Origin of the sequence: Flavobacterium aquidurense (assembly GCF_001404985.1) — a bacterium.
Classification (GTDB): Bacteria; Bacteroidota; Bacteroidia; order Flavobacteriales; family Flavobacteriaceae; genus Flavobacterium; species Flavobacterium aquidurense_B.
This window is the reverse complement of the sequence record NZ_JRLF01000006.1, coordinates 443,439-466,573: the sequence shown is the minus strand read 5'-3', so window position 1 is coordinate 466,573 and position 23,135 is coordinate 443,439. Positions and strand designations below refer to the sequence as shown.

The 23,135-nt window shown below is 34.8% G+C and carries 15 protein-coding genes; 10 read left to right on the top strand and 5 right to left on the bottom strand.

All coding sequences use genetic code 11. From position 1 onward, the window contains the following. Positions 1–26 precede the first annotated feature (26 nt). From RC62_RS03630 to RC62_RS03620, 3 genes are all read left to right on the top strand, one after another. Positions 27–2,264: a xanthine dehydrogenase family protein molybdopterin-binding subunit gene (locus RC62_RS03630; protein WP_055092692.1), complete on the top strand. Its 2,238-nt coding sequence runs from the start codon at positions 27–29 to the stop codon at positions 2,262–2,264. Positions 2,265–2,318: 54 nt separating this feature from the next. After that, complete coding sequence (locus RC62_RS03625; RefSeq protein ID WP_055092690.1) at positions 2,319–2,843, top strand: PPC domain-containing DNA-binding protein; 525 nt, start codon at positions 2,319–2,321, stop codon at positions 2,841–2,843. Positions 2,844–2,906: 63 nt separating this feature from the next. Beyond that, complete coding sequence (locus tag RC62_RS03620) at positions 2,907–4,364, top strand: MFS transporter (protein WP_082421209.1); 1,458 nt, start codon at positions 2,907–2,909, stop codon at positions 4,362–4,364. A gap of 14 nt (positions 4,365–4,378) precedes the next feature. On the opposite strand, the gene RC62_RS03615 is transcribed toward RC62_RS03620, so the two are convergent. Beyond that, positions 4,379–6,781, bottom strand: a complete 2,403-nt coding sequence (locus RC62_RS03615) for an ATP-dependent helicase (RefSeq protein ID WP_082421208.1) — start codon at positions 6,779–6,781, stop codon at positions 4,379–4,381. An 89-nt stretch (positions 6,782–6,870) separates the two neighbouring features. Further along, the gene (locus RC62_RS03610; RefSeq protein WP_055092688.1) at positions 6,871–8,091 is read right to left on the bottom strand and encodes a DUF763 domain-containing protein; all 1,221 of its coding nucleotides are present in this window, start codon (positions 8,089–8,091) and stop codon (positions 6,871–6,873) included. Between the two features lie 212 nt (positions 8,092–8,303). Between RC62_RS03610 and RC62_RS03605 the strand changes: the two genes are divergently transcribed. The 3 genes from RC62_RS03605 (at position 8,304) to RC62_RS03595 (ending at position 10,054) form a co-directional block, all read left to right on the top strand. Further along, the gene (locus RC62_RS03605; RefSeq protein WP_055092686.1) at positions 8,304–8,498 is read left to right on the top strand and encodes a hypothetical protein; all 195 of its coding nucleotides are present in this window, start codon (positions 8,304–8,306) and stop codon (positions 8,496–8,498) included. 289 nt (positions 8,499–8,787) lie between these two features. Then, entirely contained in the window at positions 8,788–9,423 is a 636-nt protein-coding gene (locus RC62_RS03600; RefSeq protein ID WP_055092684.1) for a hypothetical protein, read from the top strand. A gap of 178 nt (positions 9,424–9,601) precedes the next feature. Continuing rightward, positions 9,602–10,054, top strand: coding sequence for a hypothetical protein (locus RC62_RS03595; protein WP_055092683.1), 453 nt, complete (start codon positions 9,602–9,604; stop codon positions 10,052–10,054). 77 nt (positions 10,055–10,131) lie between these two features. Here RC62_RS03595 and RC62_RS03590 read toward each other — a convergent pair whose 3' ends face one another. After that, positions 10,132–10,737, bottom strand: coding sequence for an FMN-dependent NADH-azoreductase (locus RC62_RS03590; protein ID WP_055092681.1), 606 nt, complete (start codon positions 10,735–10,737; stop codon positions 10,132–10,134). Between the two features lie 154 nt (positions 10,738–10,891). On the opposite strand from RC62_RS03590, the gene RC62_RS03585 reads away from it, so the two are divergent. Continuing rightward, positions 10,892–11,263: a winged helix-turn-helix transcriptional regulator gene (locus tag RC62_RS03585; protein WP_055092679.1), complete on the top strand. Its 372-nt coding sequence runs from the start codon at positions 10,892–10,894 to the stop codon at positions 11,261–11,263. Positions 11,264–11,613: 350 nt separating this feature from the next. Then, positions 11,614–14,562, top strand: coding sequence for an Ig-like domain-containing protein (locus RC62_RS03580; protein ID WP_055092677.1), 2,949 nt, complete (start codon positions 11,614–11,616; stop codon positions 14,560–14,562). A 77-nt stretch (positions 14,563–14,639) separates the two neighbouring features. Here RC62_RS03580 and RC62_RS03575 read toward each other — a convergent pair whose 3' ends face one another. Further along, entirely contained in the window at positions 14,640–16,247 is a 1,608-nt protein-coding gene (locus tag RC62_RS03575) for a class I SAM-dependent methyltransferase (protein WP_055092675.1), read from the bottom strand. A gap of 304 nt (positions 16,248–16,551) precedes the next feature. On the opposite strand from RC62_RS03575, the gene RC62_RS03570 reads away from it, so the two are divergent. Further along, on the top strand, positions 16,552–17,556 hold the full coding sequence (locus RC62_RS03570) for an OmpA family protein (RefSeq protein WP_055092673.1): 1,005 nt from the start codon (positions 16,552–16,554) through the stop codon (positions 17,554–17,556). Between the two features lie 134 nt (positions 17,557–17,690). Here RC62_RS03570 and RC62_RS03565 read toward each other — a convergent pair whose 3' ends face one another. Beyond that, positions 17,691–19,037 carry a hypothetical protein gene (locus RC62_RS03565; RefSeq protein WP_055092671.1) on the bottom strand — a complete coding sequence of 449 codons (1,347 nt, stop codon included), beginning with the start codon at positions 19,035–19,037 and terminating at the stop codon, positions 17,691–17,693. An 888-nt stretch (positions 19,038–19,925) separates the two neighbouring features. Between RC62_RS03565 and RC62_RS03560 the strand changes: the two genes are divergently transcribed. Then, positions 19,926–23,126, top strand: a complete 3,201-nt coding sequence (locus tag RC62_RS03560; RefSeq protein ID WP_055092669.1) for a SusC/RagA family TonB-linked outer membrane protein — start codon at positions 19,926–19,928, stop codon at positions 23,124–23,126. The last annotated feature ends 9 nt before the right edge of the window (positions 23,127–23,135 follow it).

Here is a 23,135-nt window from a genome sequence, read left to right as displayed (position 1 = left end):
GTTAGTATCACATAAAAATTGTAAAAATGACAAAATTACCCCAAATAGGAAAACCGATAAGTCGTTTAGAAGGCCGTCTTAAAGTAACAGGAAGTGCAAAATATGCAGGAGAATATGAAGCCGAGGATTTGTTGTACGGGTATGTGGTAAACAGCACCATTACAAAAGGTAAAATAACGGTTATTGATACAACAGAAGCGAAAACCCTGGAAGGAGTAATTGAGATTTTTACCCACGAAAACAAACCTTCGACAGCATGGTTTGATTTTCAATATGCAGATATGGATGCACCTCCCGGAACTGTTTTTAAACCATTAAAAGATAATGACATTAAATACAACGGACAACCTATTGCGCTGGTTGTTGCAGCAACCTTTGAAATGGCAAGATATGCCGCAACAAAAATTAAGTTAGCCTATACCGAAGAAAAATTTGAAACAAATTTACAATCGAACCTGCATAAAGCCAGAGATACAAAAAAAGGACTTGCATCTATGCTTAAACCGCCTCCGCCCAAACCTACAGGAGATTTTGAAGAAGCCTATCAGAATTCTTTTGTGCAGAGTTCCGGAGAATTTAAACACGGAACAGAACATCATAATCCAATGGAAATGTTTGCAACGACCGTAATTTATGAAGGAAAAGACCAATTAAAAATATACGACAAAACGCAGGGAACAATTAATTCCCAGATGTATGTAGCAAATGTTTTTGGATTAAAAATGAAAAATGTTCAGGTTATTGCGCCATTTGTAGGCGGGGCTTTTGGTTCCGGACTACGACCGCAATACCAGCTTTTTATGGCGGTAATGGCATCTCTTAAACTAAAACGAAATGTCAGGGTTACTTTAGACCGTGCGCAAATGTATACTTTTGGACACCGACCGCCAACCGTGCAGTTTACAAAATTTGGCGCTGAAAAAAACGGAAAAGTAAATGCCATATATCATAAAGCAATAGGAGAGACGTCGCAATTTGAAGATTATGTAGAGATTGTCGTAAACTGGGCCAACATGCTGTATCCGGCAGAAAATACACTGCTCGAACACCAGGTTGTTCCGTTAGATGTTTATTCTCCGCTTGATATGCGTGCGCCCGGCGGAAGCACAGGAATGCATGCTATTGAAATTACAATGGATGATCTGGCTTATAAATTAAATATAGACCCGCTGGAATTACGGCTGATCAATTATTCTGAGAAAGATAAAAGTTCAGACAAAGAATATTCGAGTAAAGAACTGAGAAATTGCTATCTGGAAGGAGCCAAAAAATTTGGATGGAGCAATAGAAACCCGGAACCACGAAGCATGAAACGCGGTAATAAATTGGTGGGTTACGGAATGGCAACCGGAATTTGGGATGCCAACAGACTTCTGGCACGTGTTCAGGCGATCATGACAAGTGACGGAAAGGTAGCAATAAAAAGCGCCGTTACAGATATTGGAACAGGAACACAAACCATAATGACGCAAATTGCAGCTGATGAACTGGGATTACGTCTCGAAGATATTACGTTTTTATACGCCGATAGTAAAATGCCATTTGCACCTATACAAGGAGGTTCTTTTACTACGGCAACAGTTGGACCTGCTGTAAAAGCAGCTTGTAAAGCATTGAATGAAAAACTATTTAGAAAAGCAAAACATCTAAAAAATGCTGTTTTAAGTGAAATGAAATTTGAAGATGTAATTTTTAGTGAAGGCTTTATAATCGTAAAAAATAATCCTGAAACCAAAATTAGCATAGCAGAAATTTTTGCAGCAAACGGAGGAAAGGAAATTAAAACAACGAATACCTCGATGCCCAACCCGCTACGATACGGCAAAAAAGCCAGAGCAGTTCATAGTGCTGTTTTTGTTGAGGTTGAGGTAGACGAAGAATTAGGTATAATCGAAGTTAAAAGAGCTGTAACCGCCGTTGCAGCAGGAAAAATTATAAACCCAAAAACAGCAGAAAGTCAGATTTTGGGAGGGATGATCTGGGGAATCAGCAAAACATTACACGAAGAAACCATTACAGACCATAACTTTGGTAAATACATGAACCCCAATTTAGCCGAATATCATATTCCGGTTCATGCGGATATTCAGGATCTGAACGTGATTTTTGTAGAAGAAAATGATACTTTTGTAAATGATCTTGGTGTAAAAGGTGTTGGCGAAATTGGGGTGGTTGGAATGCCTCCCGCAATTGCAAATGCCATTTTTCATGCCACGGGAAAACGCATAAATGATTTACCAATTCATTTTGATAAACTTCTATAATACACTAAACCTTTATAGAAAAGATCCTAATTAATTATATAAAATTGAATCCCTATGTTTTTAATATCAAAAAAAATAATAGCCGGAGCATTGCTTTGTCTGGCAGTAAATTTATTGAGCGCGCAACAAAAAGAAAATAGCGAAAAATGCCGTTATACCAAAACATCTTACGGTTATTTGATGGTTTTAAGAGAAGGAGATAATGTACTTGCTTTAATCGAAAATCTGGCAAAAGAGCAGCAAATTCCTTCGGCAAACTTTACCGGTATTGGTTTTGCACAAGAAGTAACTTTTGGTTTTTATGACTTTGACAAAAAGAAATTTAACCCCAAAACATTCCATAAAGTCGAAATGGGAAATTTGACGGGTTCTATTGCATGGAATCAGGAAAAACCATCACTGCATATTCACGGAATCGCCACAGATGAAAAATTTGATGCTTATGGCGGACATATTCTTGCGCTTCAGGTAGGAACTGGTTCTATGGAAATATACCTAACAGTGAATCAGGAAAAACTTCAAAGAAAAATAGAACAGCCTTTAAATGCCAATGTACTGCAGCTGCCTTGTTTGAATTAGAAAAACGCGAATTTCAACAAATGAAAAAAGCGTGATTCATTCCCGCTTTCGATTACTTATACTATGATAAATAAAACAGAGACCAATACAACAGAAACCAATACAACAGAAACCAATATAACAGAGATTATTAAAACAGAGCAAAAAGAAAACAATGCTGTGCATCTTCTGCCATGGGTTACCGCTGTGGCAATGTTCATTCAATCTCTTGATGGTACTATTTTAAATACCTCACTTCCGTCCATAGCTCGTGATATGGCATATTCGCCCACACAAATGCATTCGGTTATTGTTACTTATACACTTACGCTGGCGATGTTTATTCCATTGTCAGGCTGGCTGGCAGATAAATTTGGCACAAGAACAATGTTTATGATTGCAGTTGGCTTATTTGTTACCGGTTCGCTATTTTGTGCGCTTTCTGTTGATTTAACTACGTTTAACCTTGCCAGAGTGGTGCAGGCAATTGGTGCTTCTATGATGGTTCCTGTTGCAAGGCTCGCTATTTTATATCAATATCCCAAGAAAGAATTATTAAAAACCATGAACTTTATAACTGTTTTTGGATTATTAGGAATGGTAGTTGGACCAAGTCTGGGCGGATTTCTATCTGATAATTTTTCCTGGCACTGGATATTTTTAGTCAATGTACCTATTGGCTTTATCGGGATTTCTATGGCATACAGGATTATGCCTAATTTTAAGCATGCCGTGGGGAGATTTGATTTTAGGGGATTAATTTATTTTAGTCTCGCGCTGATATTTATTACTATGGTTTTGGAGCTTATTGGCAGAGGCCGAATGCATATTATGCTCATTATGGGATTATTATTCTTGTCAGGCTTGCTTTCTGTGTTTTATTTTATTCATTATAAAAGAACAGAAAAACCAATTATTGACTTGCGATTGCTTAATATTAGAACACTAAAAATAGGCTTAACAGGCAGTTTGATCACAAGGCTTGGTATTGGCGGACTTCCTTTATTGCTTCCTTTAATGCTTCAGACCAGTTTTGGTTACTCAGCTTCTGTATCAGGGCTTTTGTTGTTGCCGTCAGCTTTGGCAAATGTTGCCATTAAACCTTTTATGGTGCGCATTATAAAATTTATGGGCTATAGAAATGTACTGATAAGCAATACTATTATGCTGGGTGTAATCTTGATTATACTGGGATTTGTAGAAAAAGATACGCCGCTTGGTTATTATATAGTTCTAATGGTTTTTTACGGAATTTTTACTTCGATACAAATGTCGGCGATGAATACGATAACATTATCTGATCTGGATCAAAATACGGCCAGCGGAGGAAATACAATGCTGGTTATCATGCAGCAGTTATCAGTAAGTTTTGGGGTATCTGTGGCAAGTCTTGTACTTTCGTTATTTCAGTCCGGTATTTTCGAAATGAATACCAAACATGCTTTTCAGTATACTTTTATAACACTTGCCGTTTTTACTATTTTTTCGAGTATTACATTCTCCAGATTGAGTAAAACCGATGGGGAAGAATACACAGATTAAAAACCAAAAGTTTGTTAATCCCAAAATTTCCACCATTTTTTATCAGTGTCAGAAGAATTTTCTGTTTCACTTTCTGAGTCAAAATCAATTTTTTGCTCAGGTTTTGCAATATCAACAATTGTAATTTCCTGAGCAGGTTGTATTTCAGGATTTACTTTTTCATTTGTGTGTTCCTCAAAAGGATTTTCCTGAGATTCTAAATGAAGTTCAAAATCTCTGGCAGCTTTTTGTTTGTCAATTTCTACAGCAATAGAATTGTCTTGTTCATTGGCTATTTTTTGTAGAAACTGAAAAGAAAAATCTATTGGTTTCTCCTTGCCAATTTCAAAGAAATCGATGATATATTCGTTTTTATCCTCATTGATTTCCATCACTTTTCCTTTTTTCCATACTTCGTGCATAACGAAGTCACCAACATTAAAAGCCGTGCTGTTTTCAGCTTTTATGGCGTTTGACAGCTGTTTGCTGCTGTCGATAATTTCCTGACTTAATTTGCCTTTTCGAATATAGAATTCTTCACTTATTTCAAAAAGAAAACGTGAAGGATATTTGTTAAGACCGGTTGTAAAGTTAAATCCTTCAGAGTCTGTGATATAAAATCTTTTTTCGGCTCTCGTGACAGCCACATAAGTAAGCCTTCTTTCTTCTTCTATGGCACGTTTTCGTCTTTCTTTTATAGACATCGCACTGGGCAAAACGCCTTCAGTGAATCCGCAGAGAAACACGTAAGGAAATTCGAGCCCTTTTGAGATGTGGATCGTCATTAATTTTACCTTGTCCTGATTTTCATTATTAGTATCGAGATCGGTATATAGCGAAACCTCTTGCAGATATTCTTCAATATTTATGGCACCGTTATTTTCCTTTTCCAGAATCAGCATTGAACTTACTAATTCCTTAATATTTTCGAGTCGGTCCTCATCGCCGTCTTTTCTGTAAAGCTCTGCCAGACCGCTTTTTTCCAGAATATCTTTTACCAGATCAGATATTGATTTGGTTTGGGACAACTCTTTTAATTCGTCCAGTAAAGCCAGAAATTCAATTGCTCCTTTTTTGGCTAATTCCTTATCCTCAATGTTTCTTTTCAGTGCTTCCAGAAGAGAAAGATTCTGCTCGCGGCCCACATAGTTCAAACGCTCCAGAAACTTTTTGCCAAGACCTCTTGACGGATGGTTGAACATTCGCAAAAACGAAATATTATCTCCTAAAACGAGGAGTCGCAGCAGCGATAAAACGTCTTTTATTTCTTTTCTTTCAAAGAATTTTATTCCTCCAAAAATGGAATAAGGGATATTTTCCTTAATCAGGCACTGTTCAATATTTCTTGAAATGTGATTCGCCCGATACAAGATCGTGATATCAGAGTATTTTGCATTATCGGTTTTAATGATATCCTTGATTTCATTAGCGACCCATAAAGCTTCTTCAAAATCATTTTTTCCATGAAAATGAACCACTTCAAACCCTTCGGGTTTTTCAGTAATCATATCTTTGGCAACCCTTATTTTATTGTTTTTAATGATATGATTTCCAACTTTCAGGATATTAGGTGTCGAGCGGTAATTCTGATTCATGATAATCGTCTCACAGTCCGGAAACATTTTATCAAAATCTACCAGATATTCCGGTTTCGCACCACGCCATTCATAAATAGTCTGATCAGGATCTCCCACCACAAATAAATTTTTATGAATTCGCGAAAGCATTTCTACAAGTTCAAACTGACTGTCAGAGCTATCCTGAGCTTCATCAACTTGAATATAATGCATATTCTTTTGCCATTTGAGCAGTACTTCCTTAAAAGAGTTTAAGATATAAACCGTAAAATGTATCAGATCATCAAAGTCCAGTGCATAATTACGTTTTTGTTTGTCCAGATATTTATGAAATACCTTAAGCGATAAATTTTCAGTTTCCTGATCGTCGAAACTTTTATTATCCAAAATATAACTCAGATAATCTGATGTACTTTTTGATTTTGAAATAAACTGAAGCACCTGTTTAAAAGTCAGATGTTTGGAGTTTATATCAAGTTCTGTAAAAACATCACGCAAAATTGTTTTTTGATCTTCAGTATCCAGAATTATAAAATTTTTAGGATAATGAATTTTGTTAATCTCTTCACGCAGAAATCGTACACAAAAACCGTGATAAGTTGTGATAAGGCTCACATCAAAAGTATCGCCAATAAGTGCTTTTACCCTTTTTTTCATTTCCTGCGCTGCCTTATTGGTAAAAGTAACACAAAGAATATTAGAGGAATTAATTCCAAGCCTGTTTACGATATAAGCAAATCTAGATGTCAGGGCTTTTGTTTTTCCTGATCCTGCTCCGGCGATAACACGTACATAACCTTCGGTAGTTTTAACAGCCTGAAGTTGTTGGGCGTTTAGATTTTCTAAAATCGGATCAGTCATTTTTATAGTTATGAGATGTTTTTGTTAGTATTGCTGTGAAAATGTAGCAATTACAATAAAATTTTTATTGTAGCTGAATTACAACTAAGTTAAAATAATTCCAGTTGATTTCCCGGATTTTCAGGTCTTTTTTTAGGAGGTTTTGCATCGCCAAAAATAGTTCTTCCGCCATATTTATGTGATTCATCGCGTTCTCTCTGGATCAGTGCATCAAAGTTTGAATTGGGTGTAAAACTTTCTTCGGCTTTTCTTGATATTTCAGATAATTTCTGAATTGCGTGTATTTTATCACTGTTACCAATTTTAGCCCTTTGAATTGCTCTTTGCAAGGTATCGATAGTCTCATCATAGATTTTTACAGGAACAGGAAACGGATGTCCGTCTTTTCCTCCGTGAGCAAATGAAAAACGCGCAGGATCTTCAAATCGGGTAGGAGTACCATAGATTATTTCACTCACCAATGCCAGTGACTGCAAGGCTCTTGGTCCCATTCCTTTTAAAAGCAGCAGTTCCTCAAAATCTTCCGGTTTATTCTCGTGCGTTGTCCAGAGCATTGCACCAAGTCTTTTCATATTTACATCTTCTATTCGCACATCATGATGCGCCGGCATAGCAAGATATTGCATCTCCTTCATGATTTTTGTGGGAGACTCTTTTGATAATTCCAAAATGCCTTCTCGTGATTTTGTGGCGGCCTGAGCAGTAAGATTTAATATTGTACCTTGATTTTCGCCATAAATAAAGGTATGCGGTTCATTTATAAAAGATTTTAAATCTGCTGATTGCCAGTGATATCTTCTTGCAGTCTGAGAGTTAGGGTTCATTCCTTGCTGGATAACCGCCCATTGTCCTTTGTTGTCTACAATAAAATTATGCTGGTACAATTGAAATCCGTCCTGAATGGCTGTATTATCGACTTTAGCGGTAAGTCTGCTGCAATTTGCGAGATTGTTACCGTCAAGCCCCGTTTTTTCTCCTACAAATAGAAGTTCCTGAGGCGTTAGCATCGAATTTTTTCCTTTGCCTCCGCAAATGTATATTCCCAGTTCTTTAGAATGTGGGTTTACGGATCTTTTTAAAGCCCCAAGTACAGAAGTTGTAATACCGGATGAATGCCAGTCCATTCCCATTACAGCACCAAAACTTTGAAACCAGAAAGGATTGCTCAATTTACTGATTACCTCTGAAGTAGAAAATTCTAAGGCAATGGTTTCTACAATAGCAAAACCAAGTTTAGCCATTCGTTCTGAAAGCCATAAAGGAACATGTCCATAATGTAATGGAAGATCTGCTGTGCCGGAACGTTTCATTTGTTGGATTTAGTTACACAAAAATAAGTAAAATACGCTGAATGGCTCAACAGGATTCAATCTATTTTAAATCAGAGTTTATAAGGGATGAAAACTGAAATAATAATTAATAATCGAGATATTTACGGGGTTATTTTATAACTTTTAGAAAGGATTGTATAAGCGTTAGTCTTAGTATTTAAGTAATTTTATTAAAATTAAAACTCAGAGATATGAACACAAACAATCAAAATCAGAATAACACTAAGAAAAGTGGTTCTGATAATCGTAGTGACATGAGAAAACATCAATATAAAGATCATGATGAAGTTTTAACAAACGATGAGAATTATGATGTTGACACGCACAAGTTCAAAGGTGAGCAACCGGATTTGGATGATAAGCTCAATAACGAAGAAAAAAAGTAGAAAATAAAAACGTCTCAAATTTTAGGATTTGGGACGTTTTTATTTAGTTTATGTTATTGGCTATTTCTCGTTACAAGATTTGGAAACAATATTATTTTTCTTACGGACTTTTTTTATTTGGAAAATTATTTGATCATTATACTTGTGAAAACCCCTGAATTTACTGCCTTTTATAAATTTTAATAAAAGTTAAGAAGTAAAAAGACAAGTATCGACTGATTTTTATAGATTTGTAAAATCAATATATTTCCAAAAAATAGTGGAGAAAAAATTATAAAATCTAAAGACAATGAAAACTGTTACTTCAACATTTTTATTTTTCATTTTTATTTGCAGCACTTCTTATGCACAATTGAGTTCAGATCAAATATTTGAAAGCTTTAAACAAGGAGAACGGACAAACTGTTCGTCAATTGCATTTATTAAGGCAGCTTTGAATGTTTATGGATTAGACAACCTTTTTGTAACTGAAACCGTAAATGACAGTTTGTATAACATAACATTAAAAAATAATGCCTCCTTTCATCTTAAAAATTCGGAAATAGAAAAAGCTAAATTTTCTGCCGGATTTGTCTATATAAAAGACAATTGCGAGAGCGAAAAAATTACAGATTATGCGGTATTGACCTACGCAGTGATGGCAAAATACAAACAAATCATTGATAAAAAGTCCACTTTTGACAAAGCACTCGAAGATTTGGAAGACGGTACAGTATATACCCCGACAATTTACAAATATCTGGGATTTAAAGAAGGCAAGCAAATACAAAAACTAAAACGAGAATCCGGCAGTGAATATTGCGGTGTTGTAGCATGGTCAACAGCACATGCCGTTTTTGTCTGTGAAGATTTTATGGACTATTATGGCAACAAAAAAAGCATCTGGATCAAATATCCGGGACGTTTCAGAATCATAAAATCATAAATAAAAAGCTCGATAACATTTCTTTTTAAAAACAGATTGCATTAATGTGCCGCTACAGGCCAATAGAATCGCATAATATGATTTGTTAAAAAAAATAAAAAAAAAGAAATCAATAAAGTTGCAATTTAAGTTAATTTATATATTTTTGTTTTAATCAACAACCAATTACATTAAGAAAATGAACAGCAAAATTATTTTACTAAGTATCCTTTTTTTCTTGACAACCGGAGCTATTTCAGCTCAGGCAAAAAATGCTCCAAGAAGTATTATAAGTACAACAGCTCTTATCCGTAAATACCATGATCAAAAAGAATTGAGCGGTATGCAAAAGGGAGAACTTTTGGAACTATACATTGAACGTATTAAAGTGTTAGTGAAAACGCTACCGTACATAGCTTTGGTTACTAAACCAGGAGTTACAATGGCAGATTTAGGTATTCCGGACGACAGTGAGCACAAAAAAGTATTAGATGCACAAGCAGTTGGTACTACAACTTTCTTAGATACTACAGTAGAGTTTCAAAGAAAAATGATGCCGTATTCTGATAAAGGAAATCTTATTGCAGCAATCTTATTTTACGAAAACACATTAAAATCTTTACACGAGTTCAACGAATTGAACGAAATGTAATATTATATTTTATAAAATTTAAAACCTCCAAAATCAAATGAATTTGGAGGTTTTTTTCATTTATAGCGATTAAAGTATTAATCAATTGTTACACTATTGATGGCTTTGGTCATGGCATATTCTTTTAATTCCGGAACTTTTAGTCCTTCTGCCCGAAACGCTGTAAGATTTGTCATACCCAGAAATCCTAAAAAAGCCTGCAGATAAGGAACTACAAAATCATTTACTTTACCCGCACCTTCAGAATATACACCGCCGGAAGACATGGCAACATATACTTTTTTATCTTTTATTAAACCTGTGGGCCTGCCGTCTGCTCCATATCCAAAAGTTATTCCCGGTCTGGTAATATGATCAATCCACGCTTTTAATGTAGAAGGAATGGTGAAGTTGTACAGCGGTGCACCAATAACAACGATATCTGCTGCTAATAATTGCTGCAGTAAATTATTTGAAAATGCTACAGATTCCGTTTCTTCCTTGTTTAAAAAATCAGCAGGAGTAAATAGTTTACGAAGCGATTCCGGGTTTAGATGCGGAATATCAAGTTCCGTTAGATTTAATTCGTCAAGCGTACTATTAGGATATTTTTGCTGAATTTTTTCGATAATAGCCTTACCAAGTTTTATACTATACGATTCCTGAGGCTGAATACTGGACATTACATGAAGAATGTGTTTCATAATTTATAAGGTTTAATTTTACTTTTTTATAGCCTGATAATGATTAGCGCTATAGGTTTTAATTAAAGCAAAGTTACAGTTGCGAAGTGTGCAAAAGGCAGCAGTTTCCTAAAGGAAATCAGTTACTTTTAGGAAAGTTTGTATCTTTACTTTCATGAAAACAATTGAAGAACAAGAGCTTCCAACAAAGAATGAATGTGCAGGATCTCTTAGAAATATTATCGATGCGCTCTATGTTTTAAATGGAAAATGGAAGATTGCCTTAATTCTAAGTATTATTCAGTCTCCTAAACGTTTTAATGAAATAAAGAAAGAGATTGAAGGAATATCACCAAAAATTTTAGCAAAAGAACTCAAAGACCTGGAATTGAATGACTTCATTAAACGTAACGTACATCCAACCACTCCTGTTACAATTATATATGAAGCAACGGAATATAGCCGGACACTAAAAAATGTAATACGCGAACTCAGCAATTGGGGAGAACTGCACAGAGAGAAAGTCAAAGAAAGTATGAGAAAATAAATCTTTCAAACAGTTTTTACAATATCTTACATTGACAATTCTACTAAATTTGCTTCTTTAAAAATGAATTTTATATTATTATATATAAAAAGAAAGAATGTCATTATAAATGATGTTAATTTTTTTAATATTCGTATTTTATTTCTCTAAAATGCTGATTTATTATCTATATTGATTCTTGATTTTTAATTTCATTTGAATTTTTAATTTATTGATTAACAGGTGTTTAAATTTATTTTTGTGTGATTAAATCTTGATTTTTACCCCATCTTTTTTTTAATTTCGTTTTTAGGTCTAGTTTCGTTATATCCTTTTTGTAGGAATTAACTAATCTAATAAAAACCGAAATTATGAATAATCCATTACATGCTATTTTTTTTAAAAGAGGCAAATATTGTCTTCTAATTTGGATGTTTTTCATCCTCTTAACCCCAAATCTACAAGCGCAGCGTGGTTATTATGATGCGCCGTATAAAAGATATGAAGCAAACCTGGGGCAATTGTCTAATGGAAGTACTGTAACTCCAAAATCATATGTTCAGGCTGATCTTCAATCAGAAGCTTCAGACCAGCAATGTGTAAACATGTCTGCAACAAATGCAACAGTTCAATGGACACTTAATGAAGCTGCCGATGGACTTGTAATTCGATACAGTGTGCCTGACGGTCAAACGGCTACTTTGGGCGTATATAGCGGAAGCACAAAAATTACAACGCTTACATTGACTGCAACCTGGTCCTGGGAATATTTGTGGAGCAACGGAAATCCAAATAATAATGGAATAACAAATCAAAACCCGAGAATGCGATTTGATGAAGTGCGTTATAAACTTCCTTCTAAAATTGCGGCATCCGGAACATTAAGACTGGTAAGAGAATCCGGTAATGTTCATGTAGATTTTGCCGAGATGGAACCAGTTCCTACAGCTGTTGCAGCTCCTTCAGGCGCAGTAACTTATACCGGAAACGGAAGTGATCTTCAAACTTTTATTGATGCTAACGGAGGTAAAAAAATATTTATACCAAGTGGTGTTTATAACGTTAACAGAGAATTATATTTTGGTGCTGCAAATACTTCACTAATAGGTGCTGGAATGTGGTATACTCAAATTAATTTTACCAATACCAGCAGCGGAAACGGTGGATTACGTGCCAATGCAGGCAATATTTCATTTACTGATCTTTATTTAACAACCAATTCAGCATCGAGAAGTAATTCTTATAAAGCGATAAATGGTGTTTTTACAGCTGGTTCGATAGTAAAAAATATTTGGGCAGAACATTTTGAATGTGGCGCCTGGATAGCCCAATATAATGTCGGCGGACCTGCAATTGCAGATGGCTTTACTTTGTCACATTGTCGTTTTAGAAATAATTATGCTGATGGAATTAATCTTTGCAAAGGAACTGCAAATTCAATTGTAGAGCATTGTAATTTTAGAAACAATGGCGATGACGATCAGGCGATTTGGTCTGCTGACGGACTGGAATGTATCAATAATACGTTTAGATACAATACTTCAGAAAATTGCTGGCGTGCTTGTGGTTTGGCTATTTATGGCGGAAAAAATAATAAAGCTTACAATTTGATTATAAAGGATAATCTGGAAGCAGGAATCAGAGTTAGTAATAATTTTCCGGGAGCACCTTTTAACAATGATGGTATGCACGAAATACACGATATCACAGTATCGACATGCGGAACTTTTAATGATACTTACAACAATCCTGTTGCGGCGGTAGATATTTTTAGTGCCACAAATGCCGGATCTCAGGTAAAAAATGTTCAGCTTTATAATATCGACATTTTAGATTCAAGAAATGATGCTATTTCTATAAGTAAAAGATCAGGAGATGGTATTTATAATCTTAGTTTTAAAGATATAACCGTAAACGGAACAGGGAAAGAATATCCAAATAATAATGCACTTAACAGAAATTGGGGCAGAGGTTTTTTTGTACTTATCGCCGGTTCTCCTGCAGGAAATGGGACTTATTGTAACATGAATTATTCGAACAGAGGCGGTAATGCCACTGCTAATGAAGAAACCAGCGCAATTGGCACATTTTCCTGGACACAAAGCAGTAGTTGTTCCAGCACATCAGTTCCTGTTACAGGAATTACTGTTACGCCCGCAACAGTTACTTTAAGCGCTGGTACAACACAACAATTAACACCAACTGTTGCTCCGGCAAATGCTACAAACAAAACAGTAAGCTATAGTTCTAATAATACTGGTGTAGCAACGGTAAACGGGGCAGGTTTAATTACTGCAATTGCTTCGGGATCTGCAACCATTACAGTAACAACTCAAGACGGTGCCAAAACAGCAACTGCTGTAATTACCGTAAATTCATCAAATGTAGTTGTAACAAGTGTGAGTTTAAGTCCGGCATCTGCATCATTATCAGTAGGAGGAACTCAACAATTAACACCAACTGTTTTACCTGCTAATGCAACAAATAAAACGGTTAGTTATACTTCAAACAATACTGGTGTAGCAACGGTTAATGCTTCTGGTCTGGTTACAGCAATTGCTAACGGAACAGCAACAATTACAGTAACAACTCAAGACGGAAATAAAACAAGTACCGCCGCAATTACTGTGAGTACGGCAACAGGAAATTACTTTACGATCAAAAACAAATGGACGAATAATTATTTATATGATGCAGGTGCGAATGTAGGATACGGCGCAACTGTAGCAAACAATAACTACAAATGGGAAAAAGTCGCTGTTGATGCTACTTATTATATTTTAAAAAATGTAGGCACAGGGGATATAATGCATATCGAAAACCTAACAGGAGCAGTGCAATGTACTGCAGGATCGACTGGCTGGTACAGTGCACAATGGTCAACTGAAAATGTTGATGGTACCTGGGTAAGAATCAAAAACAGATGGCAGACAGGAAGTATGATCCATATCGAAAACCTAAATAGTTCTGCTCAATATGCCGGAGCCCAAAACAATTGGGAAAGTGCACAATGGCAATTTCAAGCCGCTTCTACATCAAAAAAAATCAATACTACTGAGGCAGAAATAACAGTTGAGAATAATTCTTCAATCAGTATTTATCCTAATCCTGCAACCAACAATGAATTTAATATTGTTCTGCCGGAATTAGAAACAGGAGATATCACAACAGTTACGGTTATAGATATTAACGGTCGAAAAGTTCTGGTAAAAAACATTACTTCGTCTTCAAAGATCAATCATGATTTGGCTTCGGGTATATATGTTGTTACAATAAGTTCTAATGATTTTAAGGTTTCTAAAAAACTAATTGTGAAATAATCTATGCTTTCTTTTATTTAAATTAGAGTTTTAAAATTATAAACCTCCAAAGTCAAATGATTTTGGAGGTTTTTTATTTATTGTCCCTTTAATAAATTGATGCTTACGGTTGCAAAATCAGCTTCCGGGAATCTTTTGAAGATTGATTTATCGGGAAACAATCCAGCTTCTGCAGCTACGTTATTAAACACATCTATCTCAACGATATACTGGTCAGAAAAACCATGAGTAGCATCATAAGCTGTGGCAGGAATTTTTCCTAAATTGGCCGCCGCTAGTTTTGGATTTATAGTATGTAATTCTATCAAAAGCAAACCGAATTTGCTCACATAAGGCGACCATTTTTGCAAATGTTCGAGAAGATTATCTTCTACAAGATTGTTATTAATTCTTTTGCCTCTGTAGGCAAATGCACCCGTAGAGGTACTGATTCTGTTTTCGTCGATGTGTTTGGGAACTTGCCAAATTCGGTTATGATCTAAAAAAGTCCTTACGTTGAGTAAATCTTTCAGATCAATGTTATAATTTTCTCTCAAGTCATCTGATAATAGATTTGGGCGCCCGATATCTCCCCAAATAACTTTTGCCCAGATATCAGCTTTTATAAGATTGGCCCTTGTTATTTTAAGGGCAGCCTGATTATAATCTGCGCCAACAAGAAACAACGGATATTCGTCGAGCATTTTACCTCGTAAGGTTTGCCTGTCGATGACTTCAAAAATGTGCTGAAGAAAAGCCCCATTTCCACAACCCATATCCAGAATTCCTTTTGGCTGTTCCTCGATTTGCCTATTAAAAAGTTTAATGATAATCTCATCTACAACTTTAAAATAAGTGTCGTGCGCGCCGCCGCTTCCCCATACATTCATTTCACGATCAACATGAATTTCATTTTCGCCATTGGCAACCATTCTTAATACAGCAGGATCACCAAAAATTAGTTCTTCAATTCTGGCAAATGTGGGCAAATAAGAAACCGTAACTCCGTAAGCACTGGCTCTTTTTGCAAAAAACAAACCCATTTCGGTAAATTGATAATTGCCGTTTTTTTCGAGAAACCAGCCAAGATGGGTAAAAAAATCCAGTATTTTTTTGAAATTTTCAGGAGATTTATGAAACTCTTCGGGTTTGAAAGAAGTCTCCATAAAATATTTATGAAACATTCCTTTCATAGCCAGACGCACTATTGTAGGTCCAATCAGGTATCCTTCGATATGTTTTAAAATCTGTTCCTGAATGCTGTTTGTCAGGATATCATCTGAAGGTTCGATTCCGTATCTTTTTTTATATTTTTCAAAAATAAGATTGAGTTTTTCAAAAGGCACATCTTCAAATAAACGCGGATGAAACTGTAGAGAAAACTGTAATAAATCAACCACATCTTCATACAGATGAAACATCGAAAAAGCAATTTCTGTCTTTTCATTTACCAAAATCGTAATTTCCTGTGTTTTGTTATCGACTTCATAATCTAAAAATCCCTGAGAAGCCAAAATCCTCAAACCAATATTAAGATAGCCTTCATTTGCTTTAAAAACAGTTACAAGCTGTGGTAATTGTACCTGCTTTTTTTTCAGGATAAAATCTAATACTGCATTGTTCTTTAATGCTATTGCTACAGGCGCAACAGCTAAGCCGTCAAGATGTCTGAAAATGGAACTTCGGAGTTCTGATTTGTTGATCATAATAAAAAAATGAAGGTTTAGTTAAAAATAAGAATTTTTTTTAAGGAACAACATATCAATTTTATGCAATCTGAATTCAAAAAAATCTGTACCACTTTTACTATTTATGTTTTTTAATGATAAGATGTTTTTTGATTTTTAATGGTAACAAAAAACACTTTATTATGAAAAATTATAATTATATATTAGCTATAATAAAAGATATGATCTCTATAAACAGATTATTCATAAGTATTTAAAGAATATTTGATTGCCTTAATACATCTTTTAATCAACTTAAAACTATAATTCTAAAATTGTAAAAATGAAAAAAACAGCAATTGTTGCACTATTGGGAATTTTAATGTTTTCTTGTAAAAACGAGAAAAAAGAGGGGCAAAACATACAAACGGATACAGTAGAAAACACAAAAGAACAAGCTGTTTCAAAAGATATAAACTGGAATGAAATTCCTGATCTCAAAGATATTGGTAATTTCCCCTTTTTTACTGCTCCCGCAGGACTTAAGATAAGTGATGAAAAAGAAGGGCTTTCTGAATTTTTTGATTATGAAACCATGCAAAACTATACAGGCAGCAGTATTTATACTTCCGAGGGAAAACTTGGAATCTTATCATTTGAAGGTGCTGACGGTAAAGATTTTAACCAAAAACTTTTTGACAAAAGTTATTATGATTACCTGGATAAAATAGGGGCAAAACAAATCTATAAAGGAGAGTTTCCTGAAGATGAAAAGCAAAGGGCTGCATTAGAAAAAAACTCATGGAACGGAAAAAAACGTACTAGCGGACTTTTAAGAGAAAGTGATTCACCATTTGCGGTTTATGCTTTTAAAAATGGAGGGAAAAAATATATTGTAAATATTCAATCGAATTCAGCACAAGGAAATATTTTTATTATGGAGCTTAAAAATTTTGAGCAAACAATTAAAAAATATTCGGCTGCACAAATGAAAACCGACATTGATAAGACTGGTAAAGCGATATTACATATTAATTTTGATACAGATAAAGCTTCTTTACAAGAAGACGGACAAGAAATTGTTGACGAAATAGCTGCTTTGTTAAATGCTGATCCAAAACTAAAATTGTCTATAGAAGGTCATACGGATAACTCCGGTACTGAAACCAGAAATCAAGCGCTTTCAACCCAAAGAGCCAATACTGTAATGTATGCGCTGGCAGCAAAAGGAATTGACATACAAAGATTAAAAGCAAAAGGATTTGGATCTTCAAAACCTTTAAAAGCTAATGATACCGAAGAAAATAAAGCAGAAAATCGTAGAGTAGAACTGGTTAAAATACAATAGAATCCTGTAATTATTACAGCAAAAAAATCTAGTTAAATAAAATTTACAGATTAAAAAACAGAGATAAAAAAATGCTAAACAATTAAGTTTAGCATTTTTTTTAAAATATTTTTAAAGTGTAATTAAACTGTTTATTACCAGATCAAAGGTTCATTTCCATTCCTGAAAAGGTATCTTTTTTCGTCGACCACCGGTAAGTTTGTAATAAGGTAAGGATCTACGCGATTGTTTTTTCCTTCGACCGGTGTTATATTTTCCCAGCGCAATACAATTATTTGTCCTGATGCTGTACCCAAAACAATATGCTGCCTGTCTGGTGCGACATCTATAGACATAATTGTGCCGCCTATATGTGTGTAATGTGATTTTTCATCACTTACCTTTAGCCATAAATAACCATCATTTGATCCCAGATAAAATCCATGAGCTGACGCATACATACTAAATATCCATCTTCTGTCGTCTACAACAAAAAGTGCATCGCTATCCATATCATAACCGGAAGCTTGCAAACCTTCAAGTTTGTCCAGAAAAACACCCAAAGTTCCGCTGCGTGAAAAATGGCAAGAACTCAAAGCAAGCAAAGGCGGTTGAAATTTATAATTAAAACACGCTATATTAGGATAAGATGAGCGTTGTTCTATATTGGCAGTTTCTACCCATTTTTGATTTTGCTGCATCAGCACAATATGCGATGAACTCTGCGATCCTACGGTAATGTATTTATCATCAGGCGAAAGGGCAGCATGTGGATAATGAAGAAATTGGTATTTAGATTCTTCTTCATATTCTTCGTTTTCTTCTTCGTTTTCTTCTTCTTCATCACCTTCGGTTTCTTGATCTGCCAGAAGACTTCCGTGAATTAATTCAAAACCATTTTCATTAATTACAAAAATACCGTTATAAGTGATTAACACAACTTGTTTACCTGTAGAAAAAACTTCTATACTTTCGTATTGAAGTTGTTCGATAGTCAGATTGTCCGGCAAATCAAAAGCGGCTATTATTGCTCCGTCCCAGCCTTCGTGTACTTCAATTTTGGCATGATAAACTTTTGCAAAGTATTTTTTATTCTCACTAAAACCAAACCCAATTAAGTCATCTAATAATGTTATTTCGTCATCCTTAATGCTATAAACACCCTGCCATTCATAATAATCTCCTAATTTCGCTATTATTCGATTATCATCTAATATGGCTACTTTTCGTACTTTGTACCACATTGAATCATCTAAAATATCAGAAAGCGGATCATTATCAGGAGGAAACAAATCACGAAATTCTTTGTGCTTGCCATTGTTGTTATGTTCAATGAGTTGTTCCAGAACATAATCTCCCATGTCTTTTCTGGTTTCTTCGGGACATTCTGTTGTTGGATTTTCTTTTTGAATGTAGATAATATCCAGCCATTCATTAATGGCGGTTTTGTACTCGGTTCCTTCTTTTTTCCAGCGATCTGATGCTTCTTGTAAATTTTTCATGAAGAATTTATTATAGTTTTAATGTTAATAATTAGTCCATTTAGTGTGCACAATTTATACATTAAATATAATTTATAACAAGATATATCTGATTATTATTTAAAATTGTTAATAAGTAATATCTTAATTTTTTTCAGGTTTCTCATATGATTTTCTAAGTATTTGATGTTCTTTATTTTAGATTTCAAAGCCTGTGATTCTCATATTTCTTAATTAATTAAAGATTACGAAGTAGGAGAGAATTTAAAAATAATCGAAAATTTTATAATGTAATCTTTATTGTTAAATCGTTTTAGTACTACTAAGAGCGCGAATTTAGTAGTAGTATTGAGTATTCGCTGCTATAGTTTTAAAAAAAATCTTACACGCTAAAGAAAATGGTATATGTGCTAAGTCCTTTATTTACAGAGATCTAAAATTTTAGTAAAATTTTAATTAACATTTTTTTTACAAAAAAAACGATTAAAATTTTAGGGTTAATATTTTTAACATACTTTTGTTCTATCAAATTGGTAGAATTTAAAATAGGATTAAAACAAAACAATAAAAAGCAGTATATAAATTTTCATTTTTTGAGCAGGCAATAACCATTTCGCAATCTAAGCCTTATAATTTGCTGCTGTTGAAAATTCTTCAAAATCTAAATCACAAAAATATTTAATAAGACGGAGCCTGAATTTCAGGGTTAAAATCTTGTAGAAACCTTTTCAAAATAATAGTAATTCAAAAATAAGTAAAAATGAAAAAACGAATGTGTTGCAGATAAAAAAACCATTTCTGTTGCAGCAGAAATGGCGAAGCTTAAAGAAATTGTACATCTCTGTAAGGAAAGCGAGAATAGAGTAAATCCGTTTTCGGCTCACCTTATTATTAAACTAAAACAAAGTAATGAAAAAAAAATTAAATAGATATGCATGGTTTTGCATTTTGTTAATTTCCATAGGAATTAAAGCTCAGGAAACCAAGCCGTTAATTCAGTCCAAACTTGAAGGAATAGTAATCGATGACGTTACAAAAGAGCCTGTTATTGGCGCTTCAATAAACATAAAAGGTACTACACACGGTGCCGTAACAGATTTTGATGGAAAGTTTTATTTCCAGACCGGACAAAAGTTTCCTTATACCTTAATCGTGAGTTATTTGGGATATAAAAAAACAGAAATCGTGGTGAATTCAAATCCGGTTACTGTTGCCCTTACTCAGGAACAAAACGCATTATCTGAAGTTGTGGTTACAGCATTGGGTATAACAAAAGAAAAGAAATCATTAGGATATACCACTCAGTCACTTAAAGGCAAGGAATTGTCAGACACAAAAGAGACCAATTTTTTAAACAGTCTTAGTGGTAAACTCGCAGGAGTACGTATCACGAATTCACAAGGAGATATGGGATCTTCACGTATTATTATTCGTGGTGAAACCTCTATTTCAGGAAACAACCAGCCATTATTTGTAGTCGACGGAGTTCCGGTAGATAACTCACAGTTGAGCAGTGCTGGTGGGGCTGTAGCGTCGCGCGATTTTAGAAATGCAGTTTCCGATTTGAATCCGCAGGATATCGAAACAATAACAGTATTAAAAGGACCAAATGCTGCTGCACTTTACGGATCACGTGCTGCACATGGTGTGGTTCTTATCACTACAAAATCAGGAAAAAGCCAACAAGGATTGGGAATAACTTTTAATTCAGGTATCACAATCTCTCAAGTGGCGAGTTTGCCTAAATTTCAAAATACATTTGGACAAGGATCAAATGGAAGATTTAGTTATGTAGATGGTAAAGGAGGCGGAATTAATGATGGGGTTGATGAAAGTTGGGGACCTAAAATGGACGGACGTCTTATTCCTCAGTTTAATTCGAATGGAGTAGCTGTACCTTTTGTGGCTCATCCTGATAATGTGAAAAACTTCTTTAATACAGGACTTACGTATGATAATAGTATTTCTATCGCCAAATCAGATGAGAAATCAGATTTTCGTTTAGGAGTAAACAATCAAAAGCAATTAGGAACAGTACCTAACAGTGAAATAAACAAAACTAATTTTACTGTAAATACAAACTATCAAATAACAAAAAGCATAAAAGTAGGGGTAACAGGAAATTATATTGTTACTACGGCGCCAACATTACCGGGCGGACCATCAGGTAACCGTGCTGCGGGTGTAATGCTTCAGTTTCTTTGGTTCGGGCGTCAGGTAGATACAGATCAGCTTAGAAATAATAGAGATGTAAACTGGAATAACAGTTATTATAGTAACCCGTATTGGAATGCTTATTATAACACTACCAGTCAACAACGTAACCGTTTTATAGGAGATATCCATTTAGAAGCAAAGATTATTGATGGTCTTCTTTTTAAATTCCGCACTGGAGTTGATTATTATAATGACCGCAGAAAATACACGATTAAATATGGTACAAACGGAACACCTTTTGGATCCTATGCGGAAGATGCTTATACTGTAGACGAGAGAAATACAGAAGGTATTTTGCAATATACTAAAAAAGTGAATGATGATTTTAGCGTAGATGCGCTTGCCGGATTCAACGTACGTAATCATAGTGATGCAAACAATTATCAAAAAGCACCGCGTTTGGCTGTTCCGGATTTATATACTTTGACGAATTCTCGAGATCCGTTGACTTCATCAAATGTATTCTCAGAATTAAAAGTATACAGTGCCTATGCTTCGGCACAATTGGGATATAAAAACTATGCTTTTTTAAACGTAACCGGACGTAACGACTGGTCATCGACATTACCAAGCAGTAACCGTTCTTATTTTTATCCTTCTGTTAGTGGAAGTTTAGTATTATCTGATGCTTTGAATATAAAAAGTAACACACTTGATTTCTTAAAATTACGTGGTGGTTGGTCTGAAGTTGGTAATGATGCAGATCCGTACCAATTGAATACAGTTTATAATTTTCAGACTGCGTTTGACGGAAACCCAATTCAGACTTCATCTAAAAAGAAACTGAATGAAAACCTGAAACCGGAAACAACCCGTTCTACTGAAGTAGGTTTAGAATCTTCTTTCTGGAAAAACAGATTACACCTTGATTTTGCTTACTACAACACGAATAGTTTTGACCAGATTCTGGAAATAAAAACGACTAATGCTAGTGGTTATGATTCACAATTAATCAATGCAGGTAAAATAAACAACCACGGTATCGAAATTCAGTTGGATGGAACTCCTGTTCAAACGGATAATTTCAAATGGAATGTAGGGGTAAATTATTCTAAGAATATAAGCAAAGTAGAGGTTCTTGACTATGAAAAACAGATTCAGAACTATACCATTGCCACTTCTGGAGGTGTTGATGTACTGGCATCTGTAGGACAAGCGTATGGTGCGCTTTATGGTACAGCTTATTTACGCGACGCCAATGGAAATATAGTAGTGGGAGCAAATGGATTACCACAAGCAGATCCTCAAAAAAGAGTATTAGGGCATTATACTCCGGACTTTTTGGGAGGTGTTACAAACACTTTGACCTATAAAAATTTTGAATTTTCATTTCTTGTTGATGCCCGCGTAGGTGGAGAACTTTTTTCAGGAACGAACAGAACAGGAAATTATACTGGTGTTTTAGAGCAGACTCTTCCGGGTCGTGATGCTGCAAATGGAGGTTTAAATTACTATGTAACAACAACAAGTACCGGAACTACTAAAACGTTGCTTCCTGCCGGAGCTGCTGCTCCGGGTGGTGTACCTGTTTATGATGACGGAATGATCTTTAATGGTGTATATGCTGACGGAACTCCAAATACTTCGATACTTAGTGCGCAGGAATATTACAAAGCATCATACAATATTAGTGAAGCTTATATTTACAGTTCAACTTTTGTAAAATTAAGAGAAGTAAAACTGGCTTATAATTTTAATAAGTCATTTGCTAAAAAGCTGGGCTTTCAAGGGGCAAGTATCACTGCTGTAGGCCGTAATTTGTTTTTTATCTACAAAGATGTACCAAATATCGATCCTGAATCAGCATTTAATACCGGAAACGGTCAGGGATTAGAAAGTCTTGCGTTGCCAACGACGAGAAGTTTTAGCCTTAATGTTAATCTTAAATTTTAAAAACACGAA

Excerpts from the sequence above, each read along its gene's own strand:
- RC62_RS03630 (WP_055092692.1), top strand. The coding sequence starts at position 27 with ATGACAAAATTACCCCAAATAGGAAAACCGATAAGTCGTTTAGAAGGC.
- RC62_RS03560 (WP_055092669.1), top strand. The coding sequence starts at position 19,926 with ATGAAAAAAAAATTAAATAGATATGCATGGTTTTGCATTTTGTTAATT.
- RC62_RS03605 (WP_055092686.1), top strand. The coding sequence starts at position 8,304 with ATGAACACAAACAATCAAAATCAGAATAACACTAAGAAAAGTGGTTCT.
- RC62_RS03580 (WP_055092677.1), top strand. The coding sequence starts at position 11,614 with ATGAATAATCCATTACATGCTATTTTTTTTAAAAGAGGCAAATATTGT.
- RC62_RS03600 (WP_055092684.1), top strand. The coding sequence starts at position 8,788 with ATGAAAACTGTTACTTCAACATTTTTATTTTTCATTTTTATTTGCAGC.
- RC62_RS03565 (WP_055092671.1), bottom strand. The coding sequence starts at position 19,037 with ATGAAAAATTTACAAGAAGCATCAGATCGCTGGAAAAAAGAAGGAACC.
- RC62_RS03615 (WP_082421208.1), bottom strand. The coding sequence starts at position 6,781 with ATGACTGATCCGATTTTAGAAAATCTAAACGCCCAACAACTTCAGGCT.
- RC62_RS03585 (WP_055092679.1), top strand. The coding sequence starts at position 10,892 with ATGAAAACAATTGAAGAACAAGAGCTTCCAACAAAGAATGAATGTGCA.
- RC62_RS03595 (WP_055092683.1), top strand. The coding sequence starts at position 9,602 with ATGAACAGCAAAATTATTTTACTAAGTATCCTTTTTTTCTTGACAACC.
- RC62_RS03610 (WP_055092688.1), bottom strand. The coding sequence starts at position 8,091 with ATGAAACGTTCCGGCACAGCAGATCTTCCATTACATTATGGACATGTT.
- RC62_RS03625 (WP_055092690.1), top strand. The coding sequence starts at position 2,319 with ATGTTTTTAATATCAAAAAAAATAATAGCCGGAGCATTGCTTTGTCTG.
- RC62_RS03620 (WP_082421209.1), top strand. The coding sequence starts at position 2,907 with ATGATAAATAAAACAGAGACCAATACAACAGAAACCAATACAACAGAA.
- RC62_RS03590 (WP_055092681.1), bottom strand. The coding sequence starts at position 10,737 with ATGAAACACATTCTTCATGTAATGTCCAGTATTCAGCCTCAGGAATCG.
- RC62_RS03575 (WP_055092675.1), bottom strand. The coding sequence starts at position 16,247 with ATGATCAACAAATCAGAACTCCGAAGTTCCATTTTCAGACATCTTGAC.
- RC62_RS03570 (WP_055092673.1), top strand. The coding sequence starts at position 16,552 with ATGAAAAAAACAGCAATTGTTGCACTATTGGGAATTTTAATGTTTTCT.